General features: G+C 43.3%; 7 protein-coding genes. 5 read left to right on the top strand and 2 right to left on the bottom strand.

Annotation, left to right across the window (positions count from 1 at the left end; translation table 11 throughout):
- On the top strand, positions 1-326 hold a 326-nt coding region (locus WKF69_RS17755; RefSeq protein ID WP_340383593.1), incomplete at its 5' end, for a response regulator transcription factor.
- A gap of 75 nt (positions 327-401) precedes the next feature.
- Here the strand turns inward: WKF69_RS17755 and WKF69_RS17750 are convergent.
- Together WKF69_RS17750 and WKF69_RS17745 are read right to left on the bottom strand one after the other, a co-directional pair.
- Positions 402-728, bottom strand: a complete 327-nt coding sequence (locus tag WKF69_RS17750; RefSeq protein WP_340383591.1) for a type II toxin-antitoxin system PemK/MazF family toxin — start codon at positions 726-728, stop codon at positions 402-404.
- Positions 713-919 carry a hypothetical protein gene (locus WKF69_RS17745; protein ID WP_340383589.1) on the bottom strand — a complete coding sequence of 69 codons (207 nt, stop codon included), beginning with the start codon at positions 917-919 and terminating at the stop codon, positions 713-715. The genes WKF69_RS17750 and WKF69_RS17745 overlap by 16 nt, the downstream gene beginning before the upstream one ends.
- A gap of 631 nt (positions 920-1,550) precedes the next feature.
- Between WKF69_RS17745 and WKF69_RS17740 the strand changes: the two genes are divergently transcribed.
- The 4 genes from WKF69_RS17740 to WKF69_RS17725 form a co-directional block, all read left to right on the top strand.
- On the top strand, positions 1,551-2,291 hold the full coding sequence (locus WKF69_RS17740) for a hypothetical protein (protein ID WP_340383587.1): 741 nt from the start codon (positions 1,551-1,553) through the stop codon (positions 2,289-2,291).
- Positions 2,210-4,222, top strand: coding sequence for a hypothetical protein (locus WKF69_RS17735; RefSeq protein ID WP_340383585.1), 2,013 nt, complete (start codon positions 2,210-2,212; stop codon positions 4,220-4,222). Before WKF69_RS17740 ends, WKF69_RS17735 begins: the two co-directional genes overlap by 82 nt.
- A 506-nt stretch (positions 4,223-4,728) precedes the next feature.
- Entirely contained in the window at positions 4,729-5,838 is a 1,110-nt protein-coding gene (locus WKF69_RS17730; RefSeq protein WP_340383583.1) for a hypothetical protein, read from the top strand.
- A 59-nt stretch (positions 5,839-5,897) separates the two neighbouring features.
- Positions 5,898-7,059 (top strand): hypothetical protein (locus WKF69_RS17725; RefSeq protein ID WP_340383581.1); only part of this gene is annotated, 1,162 nt, incomplete at its 3' end.

Here is a 7,059-nt window from a genome sequence, read left to right as displayed (position 1 = left end):
AAGATACCGGCAAAACAGAACTGCTGAAAGCCATAGACAAAGTGATGCATGGCGAAAAATATATCAGTCCTGAAATTTCCAATAACTTATTTATTCATCTTACTGATCGAAATGTTCATACTTCTGAGATTGAAAAACAGCTTACGGCAAGAGAAATCGAGATCATCCGTTACATTGCTGATGGTCTTACCAACCATGAAATAGCAGACAAGCTCTTTCTTAGTATATTAACCGTAGATACGCATCGTAAAAATATGCTTGCTAAGCTGCACTTAAAGAATACTGCTTCCCTGGTTAAATATGCTGCTGATCATAAGCTGCTGTAGCGTAATGACAATCGTGAAAGGGTAAACGTTAAGAGCTGAAAAAAAGGCATGTCTATTAGCATTACTTTATTTGAGTTAAAGAAATTCATAGATCTTATCAATTACTTCTTTTATTTTCTTGTCAGTAAGTTTGCCAACTATTTGTAAAAACATTCTTTTATCAGCAGTAAATAATTTATTAGGTCGTATAAAACTTGTTTTCATTAAAGACCCACTCAAAAAATCTTCGCTCTTCAATTCTATTGCATATACGTCTTTATTTGCAATACTTGTAATTTGAGCTAATATTACATCATCACTTCCCCAATCTGCAACCACTAAAGCAGGGCGCTTTTTTGAAGCCGATAAATCAGAAAAGGGAAAATTAATAATAACAATTGTTGCTTTCAAAGATGTTGCCATGCTTCATCCTCCTTTGGTGTTAACCAATCTTTAGCAAGAGCATCTTCTGAAAGAAGCATGGAGCTTATATCAGCATTCTCCTTTCTGCTTTTAAATTCAAGAAAATGCAGGTATTCAAGTATTTCAATCAGATACTTGTCAGGCAAATGTTCAAGATATTCCTGTATTTTTTTTTTGTTTTCTGCTATCATAGGTTAAAATTAGATAAACTTTCAAACATTTTGAGTTACTACCTTATTCATAAAAACACGACCAATTATATTCTGCTATAAAACCATCATCGTTTTACCCGCCTTTCCCCTTCCTCTTTCTACACCAAAAGGTGTAGATAAAAAATACACTAAAAGGTGTATGGTTTAGCACCTGATTAAACTTCAATTTTGAGATAGAGTAGAGCTACGGGAGTTTTAGGGGAAAGTGAAACATGGATGGGCGTTTTTGGTTTTAGCAAAAGTACAACGGGGTGGTACAGGTGTAATGGGGAAGGCCAAGGGAGCAGGAGTTATTGAAGGAAGTGAAAACATGGATGGGCGTTTTTTGGACTGGCTGTTTAATGTAAGCTTTTACTTATACTTAAGTCAATCAACCGTTAATATAAAGGACAATGATTTTCACTAGGGAAGGAGTTGATACAATTATTCTTTTGTAACAACTCCTTTAACTATAGCTGATTCTGATCTAATAAATTTTTAGATATCTTTTTTCGTTGGAAATGAGAATATTACAAATAGCTTTTATAGAATGTAATGAACATTCTATAATACTTAATACCCTCAGTAGATGTTTGTTTAAATTAAGGAGGCTTATATGTTGAACATAAATATGCGCTCAGTAGCTGCTGTTTACTACCCACCTGACAACCAGTTAGAAGTATTCTCTGTTGACAAACAAGGGGCGCTTATTGTCGTATGGAAAGAGGAAAACGGTAACTGGCAAGGACCAATAAGCCTTACCTCTTTAGGTTTCGCACCACCAAATGCTTCTATAGCAGCTGTTTACAACCCCTCTTCCCAGCAGCTTGAAGTTTTCGTCTTTGACATTTCTGGAGCTGTGAATCTTCTTTGGAAGGTACAGAATGAAAGCTGGAATGGCCCCATGCCTTTAACGACACAAGGATTCGCACCAATAGGTGCAGGTGTAGCTGCTGCTTATTACCCTCCGTTCGATCAGATGGAAGTCTTTACAATCAATACAAATGGTGTCCTTAACGTTATTTGGAAGGAAGGGAACGGCAACTGGAATGAACCGATAGGAATAACTGAGCTTAACTTCGCACCTCCAGGAGCTGAAGTAAAGGCTATCTATTATCTACTACAAGAACAGCTCGAGGTTTTTTTTGCAGGCAATTATGGAGCGCTGCATTGTGTCCGCAAACACTTCAATACGGCTTGGGAAAAACCAACCGACTTGACAGAAGCATGGTTAGTGGCCGGGGGGACACCCTTATCCGCTGTTTTCTATCCCCCCTCAATCAGCTGTTTGTGTTCTTTGTGGATGTTACAGGTAAGGTGCGTGGCAGCTGGAAGGAACAGGATACTGATTGGAAAAGTTCTCTTATTCTAACTATACCAGGACAAGTACCTGTCGGAGCTTCTATAACAACTGCCTATTATGAGCATGGTGACCAACAACAGCTTGAGATTTTCTGGGTCGATAATCATGGGCGCGTAACATTAGCTTGGAGAGGTCTTAGTGGAAACTGGAACCCCCCATTCCCCTTGACACTTGATAATTTCGCTGTTCCAGGGGTGCCTCTCGCTGTTGTTAACTACCCACTCAATAATCAACTGGAACTGTTCACTACCAGTAGTACAGGCATACTTAATTTATTATGGAAGGCTCAGAATGGCTGGTGGTCACCTTGCCCGTTCCCACTTGAAACGTCATCCCTCACCCCTGCCGGCTCAATCCAACTGGTTGGTACGGGTCGTCTTGGTCAACTTACAGGAACACAGGATCCGGAGAACAAACCCTTACTAAATAATACCCTCGCATGGGGGGTACCAGGTGCTGACCTGGGTGCTAATACGGTTCATTCCGATAGAAAGCTGTATATATTTTTTGGTGATGTAGTAAGGGGGGACAGGATAGAAGGTCCCAGGCAGGATGCGGACTTAGTTGCCTGGACTGACGCAACTAAATTAGGCGGTCATGAGTTTGCAGGCTTCAATTTTATCTTGCCACATGATAACACTCCAGCCCAAGGACAGAATAACTGGCGGTACTGTATAAAGTGTCAAGCGTTATATTTTAACGGCCATGATGATACAGGTATATGTGCGGGAGGAGGAAGCCATGAATTCAATCCTGATAGTTATAATTTTGAACTTCCGTATGAACCTGCTGCTATAAAGGGGCAGGATAACTGGAGGTTCTGTATAAAATGCCAGGGGTTATACTTTGATGGATATGATGACAAAGGCGTTTGTCCGGGGGGAGGGAAACATCAATTTCATCCTCAGAGCTATAATTTTGTCTTGCCCCACGATGAGACGACTGTTCAGGGGCAATCCGACTGGCGGTTCTGTAGTAGGTGTCACAGCATTTTTTATAATGGTTATGATGATAAAGGGGTCTGTTCTGCAGGTGGTAGCGCTTTTCGCCTAAATCCCGTGATGGGTGGAGCATATTTTGATCCCTTCACAGTATCTGGTGCAATCGGAATGCCCCTTACTAATGAGACTCCTACCGGTGCTTTCAGTTATAAGGAAAGTGTATATGTTTTTATTTACATTAATAAAAGGGATGACGAGCATCCAGGAGGCGCTTACATAGTAAGCAAAACAAGCCCAAATCAACCCGGACCTTTTACAGAGGAGTTCTATTTCCCCACATCTAACTTCTGGCAAAATGCGCCCTGCGTGGTAGGAAATGATAATCATCCTGGCCTTCCAAGTAGCGAAGGAGATGGCCTTATCATGTTTGGCCATGGATATGACTCAAATTTGAATGCAGATGCCATACATCTGGCCTGGATGCCGTTGCTGGAAAACAGTGGTCCACAGTATAATGGCATTAAATACTATACTGCAGATGCAGCTAATTTGTGGTCTGATCAACCTACAAAAGCAGCTGCACTCTTTGGACCAAGGCCTGGTTATACGTCTGTATCAGCAGCCTGGTTAAAGGAACCTAAACAATGGATACCTCTTTACTCAAAGGCAAATGAAAAGGAGGCGCCAATGGGAACTATTGTTGCCCGTTTCGGACCTACGCCCTGGAATTTATCCGATGAGATCGAGCTATTTAACCCATGTCGGGAGCAGGCCTTTGGAAAGTATATGCACTGGCCCTGGATGGATTCCATTCGGCAGGCTGACCCGCCAGGACTTAATGTATTAGAAAACAAGCCCGGATGGGCATATGGAGCATTTCTTTTAGAACGATTTACTAGATGGAATCTAATAAAAGGGGAATTAGATCTTTACTATTTACTTTCCCTCAGCTCTCCGTATCAGGTACAGGTAATGCATTCCAGGCTCCGTCTTTCATAAAGGGAAATGACTGAGTTTATGATCTCTAATCACCAACTGATTATCATTCATTAGAGAATTCATTAGCAAATCTTTCTTCAAACTTTTTCTGTCATTCAAAATTAATTTTTCAATCATATGGTTTCCTCCTAATATTTAGCTTCAATAGCTTCCCTTAATGATTCAATACGTTTAGCCCAAAATGGTTCTATTGATTCTGCCTTATCAATAAGTTACTCTTACTTAGATAAAAACTTCTGATGTTTAAAAGTGATCGCTTGCCAAAAATTATTAACCTACGGGCAGTGATTAGCTTAAGTTGCAATTAAAGAATACTGCGTCATTGGTTAAATATTCTGCTGATCATAAGCTGCTGTAACATTCTTCATCTTTCTACACCAAAAGGTGTATATGAAAAATACACTAAAAGGTGTATGGTATTCTATCTGATAATGCTCCAATTTTAAGAAAGAATTTTTTTCACACAAGTCGCAACCCAAAACGTATAACAATTTAAATTTTAAAAAATGGAAAAACTAATTGATGCAAAATCAGAAACAGCGAATAATTCAGCAGTGACAGCGGAAAGTGATCTATTTGAAGCTATTCATGGTACTTCTCATGCAGGCAGTCAGGGAGCTGTTGTAGGTATTAACGACAATGGAACAAAAGATGCCGGACCTGGAGTGATGGGAAAAAGTATAGGTACAGGGGTTTGGGGAGAAAGCGAGTCATGGGTGGGCGTTTTTGGCCATAGCAAAAGTACTATTGGAGGTGCAGGGGTTTGGGGAGAGGGCGAAGCTGGGATAGGTGTAATAGGTAAGTGCCTTAATCAAACAGATTCTGCAGGACCCGGAGTATTTGGACAAAGCAGAGGTACAGGAGTTTGGGGTGAAAGTGATACATGGATGGGCGTTTTTGGGCTAAGTAAAAGTACAACTGGTGGTGCAGGTGTTCAGGGTCAGGCCGAGGGCCCGGGCCCAGGGGTCATTGGAGTAAGTAAAGCATGGCACGGGGTCTACGGGGAAACTCAAAGTACAACCGGAGGCGCAGGTGTTTGTGGTGAAAGCACCAAAGGCGAGGGTGTCCGTGGGATTAGTCACTCTGCGGAGCATGGTGGAGTTGTCGGAACGAACGACAACCCTGGAGGCATTGGGATTTTTGGCCAAGGTAATCGACTTGCAGGCCTTTTTCAAGGAGATATTGAAGTTACCGGAGATATTCGGTTAAGAAATGCGGATTTAGCAGAAGATTTTGATGTGGCGGAAGAGTCTGAACCGGGTGAAGTAATGGTTTTATCAGAAAACGGAACATTAACACAAAGCTTCGAAGCATACGACAAAAAGGTGGTTGGCGTGATATCAGGCGCAGGCAGCTATAAGCCAGGAATTATTCTTGACAAACAAAGTCATAATGCTAACAGAAAATCAATTGCAATGACGGGCAAAGTGTTTTGCAAGGTGGATGCGTCCGAAGCACCAATCGCTATGGGAGACCTGCTGACAACTTCCTTTACTCCCGGGCATGCGATGAAGGTGACACAACCGGTGGAGGCCTTCGGGGCAGTGATTGGTAAGGCCCTGCAACCGCTGGCTGGCGGACGTGGTATAGTCCCTATTCTGGTTGCACTCCAATGACATCTCTCATTGCAAGCATCAAAACATTTCTAAAGAATACTTCATAAAAAACATAAATAATGACATCTCTCCGTGCAAGCATCGCCTTGCTTCAGCGTTATTCCCCTGAGGCATCACTCAACGTCAGCGACGTTTACAAGTTCCTTCTCATGAAACGGCCAGTTTCGCTAAACGCTCTTGTCGCTAAAATCGCATCGCTGCCTGAGACTGTGCCTTTCCATTCGACTATCATCACGGGCGCTGCCCTGGGAGGCGAAGTTTCGATTACCCTGAATCGTAATGGCAGCTACCGTTTCAGCGGGTTTATGAGGGCCACTGGTTTCTTCTCGTTCTCCTTTCGGATAGGGGCCGTTGTCCAAAGTGCGAGCGGCCAGGTGACGGTAGCAGCGCAGCATAGCGGCAAAGTGTTCGGGTCTGACACGCCCGGCCACCGCCAAAACAATTGGGATGAATTCGTAACAGATGTGAAAAAGACGAGTTTGATCCGGGCTTTATGGCCTGACATCAGTGGCGGCAAAATGGTGGTCAGTCGTTCTTCGGAGTTGAGCGGTGTGCTGGGTACAGCTACAGACATCGTCAAAGATGTTGCCGAGTTCTTCGTGGTTGCAGAGACTTTTGGCGCAAGCCTTGCTGTTTGCCTTGTGATTGGTTCAGAGCTCGGCGATCTGGGTGTGGATGTGCCTGGGATGGGAGGCGTGGTCGGCATCGGTATCATAGCGGGCTCCTTGTTCATATGGGGGCCTCTTGCCATTGGGCCGGCATTCATTGTTGGGGTCGCTGCTGGGGCGATTGTGGACGCAATGGTCAAGATCCGTCGTTTGTTGCCGATAGAAGAGGCCTTCGCCAAAGAGGTATTTGGCGATTCACTGGACTTTGAAAGAATTCGAATCACAAACCTGGTAGGTCTCGATAACAGGGCATTCACCGTTCCTACAGTAGATAACCATATCCTGTTAAATATTGGCGTTAGCAATGCCATGTTCGATGCGCCTGCCACTACTGCGATTCCCAACACTCAAATGAGCGTTCCAGGGCAGCTTCTAATTCATGAGCTGACCCATGCGTGGCAGATTCAGCATGTTTCATTGGAAAGAGGATACGTTCCCGGCTGGCTGTGCGAGGGCATAGTAGAACAGGTCGTCATAGGTAAAGCGGCTTACAATTATGGCCCTGAGGGACCGCCGTTTGATTCATTTCACATCGAAGCCCAGGCCCACATGG

Origin of the sequence: Daejeonella sp. (genome assembly GCF_037719425.1) — a bacterium.
Classification (GTDB): Bacteria; Bacteroidota; Bacteroidia; order Sphingobacteriales; family Sphingobacteriaceae; genus Daejeonella.
This window is presented reverse-complemented; position numbering and strand designations above follow the sequence as displayed.

Coding starts and splice junctions, on each gene's coding strand:
- WKF69_RS17745 (WP_340383589.1), bottom strand. CDS start 919: ATGATAGCAGAAAACAAAAAAAAAATACAGGAATATCTTGAACATTTG.
- WKF69_RS17750 (WP_340383591.1), bottom strand. CDS start 728: ATGGCAACATCTTTGAAAGCAACAATTGTTATTATTAATTTTCCCTTT.
- WKF69_RS17740 (WP_340383587.1), top strand. CDS start 1,551: ATGCGCTCAGTAGCTGCTGTTTACTACCCACCTGACAACCAGTTAGAA.
- WKF69_RS17730 (WP_340383583.1), top strand. CDS start 4,729: ATGGAAAAACTAATTGATGCAAAATCAGAAACAGCGAATAATTCAGCA.